The sequence below is a fragment of the Streptomyces sp. YS-3 genome, assembly GCF_045257485.1.
Taxonomy (GTDB): domain Bacteria; phylum Actinomycetota; class Actinomycetes; order Streptomycetales; family Streptomycetaceae; genus Streptomyces.
Genome location: NZ_JBJHPC010001166.1, coordinates 1 through 664, shown reverse-complemented (window position 1 = coordinate 664; position 664 = coordinate 1). Strand labels below are relative to the sequence as shown.

1 pseudogene is annotated in these 664 nt (G+C 79.2%); it reads right to left on the bottom strand.

Going from position 1 to position 664, the window contains the following annotated elements:
- Positions 1–91: 91 nt before the first annotated feature.
- Positions 92–664: pseudogene (locus ACJA3G_RS38125) on the bottom strand (non-ribosomal peptide synthetase); the annotation flags it as partial.

Genomic DNA, 664 nt, shown 5'->3' with positions numbered 1-664 from the left:
GGCAACGGGTGCCGCGGGGGCACCGGTAGCGGGGGCCGTGCCGCGAGGACGTGCTCGCCGCCGGCCGCACCCGGTGTGCCGGGGGCCGGGGTCAGCCCGTGGTGCGGACCACCGGGCGCAGTGCCCGGGTGAGCGCGTCGAAGGCCCGGTGGGCGGCGGCGTCGTCGAGGACCGCGCGGTCCCACACCATCCGCAGCCCGATCCCGGCGCCCTGGGTGACGGAGACGGCGAACGGGCCGCGCACCGGTCTGCCGTCGACGTGGACCTCGCGGCCCTCGACACCGGCCAGGCGCAGGGGCGGGCGGCGGCTGTCGTCGTCGACGGTCAGCAGTCCGTCCAGCGCGCCGTTCCAGCCCGTACCGGCGGCCCGCGCGGCGGCCACGACCGCGTCGAAGGGCATGTCGGCCCGGTCGAGGTCGTCCCACCAGGCGTCGGCCGTCGCTCCGGGCGTGGAGCCCTGCCCGGTGGCGGCGGGGAAGACGACGGTGTTGAGGAAGCAGCCGATGACGGGCTCCGCGCCGGCGGGACGGCCGCCCCACGGGTAGCCGAGCGGGACGACGCGGTCCGGGCCGTACAGCGCTTCCGCCGCGGCGCGGCAGGCGTCGAGCAGTCCGGGGAACGGGACGGCGCCCTCGTGGGCGGGCAGCCGGGCCTCGGCCGAGCC